This window comes from Ruegeria sp. AH12, assembly GCF_056541465.1.
In genome coordinates, this window is the sequence record NZ_JBQFYL010000041.1 from 1 (window position 1) to 1,675 (window position 1,675).

A 1,675-nucleotide genomic window follows, 5' to 3' on the forward strand; every position below is an offset into this window, starting at 1 on the left:
ATACACAGAGTGCGAAGCACGCCAAACTTAGGACAACAAACACGTCCCAATACCGAACAACTAGCAAAGTTCAATGCTCCCAATTCGTTTTATTTTAAATTAAGCTAAACAAGCCATTTAGTTCTGCGCCACATTAAACGGTTTTTCGCTGGAGCAAAGTGCTGTTTGGCAAAACCTAGGCTCTGGTTTCATTGATTTGGTTGCAATTTCTGGACCGGGCTGACTCAACTTCCTGGCCTTCAGGAGGCGTGATGAGTGGCTTGTTTTGGCTGACCGACGCCAGGATGGCGTGTCTTAAACCCTTTTTTCCTAAGCCGCATGGCAAGCCTCGTGTGGATGGCAGACGTGTTTTGATCGGGATTATCTTTATTAGTCGCAAAGGCTTGCGTTGGTCCGATGCTCCGAAGGAGTATGGCCCACCCAAGACGCTCTACAACTGCTGAAAACGTTAGAGCGACAACGGCGTGTTTGCACGGATCATGGAAGGGCTGGCTTCGGACCATTCCGATCACAGGGCGATCATGATAGTAGTGAGCAGGCGAACACCATGCGTTCGAGTGGGCCTGGGCAAGTATTTGAAGGCACATTGCACGGTTTCAAGCCTGAGGTTGAAAAAAAGGGGCGCTGGTGCCTGATTGGGCGTGCCAAAGGGGGAATGAACACCAAGTTGCATGCCGTCACCGATACTTCTGGTCACCCAATCCGGTCCTTCATAGCCGCCGGTCAGATCAGTGATTACACGGGTGCCAGGGCACTTCTGAGCAGCCTACCAGCCGCCGATTGGATGATTGCTGATCGGGGTTACGATTCTGACTGGTTCCGAAAGGCTATGAAAGACAAAGGGATACGCCCATGCTTCCCCGGCAGACAGTCACGCGAGAAGCCTGTCCGAAAAGACAAACACAGGTTCAAGCGCCGAAACTGCATCAAGATCATATTCGGTCGCTTGAAGGAATGGAGCCGCGTAGAAACCCGCTACGAAAGATGGCTGAAAGTGTTCCCATCAGCCATCGCACTCGCAGAGATTTTCAGGCTCCGAAATTCAATGAGCCTAGAGTCTAGCGCAGTGCGCCAGACGTTCACCAACATTCGACGAAAAGTATCAATATGAGGCTGTTCTTTAGCAACATTTTCGTGATTGCTGCATTTCGGTCTCTTTTCCGCCCATTTTTTCGTTGATACATAAGCACAGTTACTTGTGGGATGAGTAAAAGTGCGGGCGGACAGATGAGAACCGGTTATAACGGTCGAATAGCAATATTTTGGACGCAGACGGAAGTTGACGGGCTTGAGGCGGCGCCTTTGGCCCACTTGTGCGTTGGCAGTTCTTGGTGCTGGAGGGGGCGAGGGGTCCAACTCGCCGCAAGTGCAAACCAAGTTGCGCTGCACGCAGGCTCCACCGGTCTTGGATCTATATTGGCGGCCGGAGCCAGTTTCGCCAACCCCGGCGAGATCAACGAAAGTGCCAAGATCGAGTTGTCAAACGGGGCTCAGACTTTCGTTGCCGAGCTGGTGCGTGAGGTGAACGAAGCGACTCTGGTGCTTGTGTTTGAGGATGGATACCCTGAGCCTGATCAAGATTTCTGGGTCAGTTCGGCAGCTTCGCATATTGAACCTGTTGAGATTGACAGCGGTTATGACGACAAGGTTGTCGTGTTCCCGGCGGCTCGTGCAA

The 1,675-nt window shown here is 51.9% G+C and carries 2 pseudogenes; both read left to right on the plus strand.

Annotation, left to right across the window (positions count from 1 at the left end):
- Positions 1 to 251: 251 nt before the first annotated feature.
- Positions 252 to 1,021: pseudogene (locus ACR0EL_RS21400) on the plus strand (IS5 family transposase); the annotation flags it as partial.
- Positions 1,022 to 1,416: 395 nt separating this feature from the next.
- A pseudogene (locus ACR0EL_RS21405) lies at positions 1,417 to 1,675 on the plus strand (hypothetical protein); the annotation flags it as partial.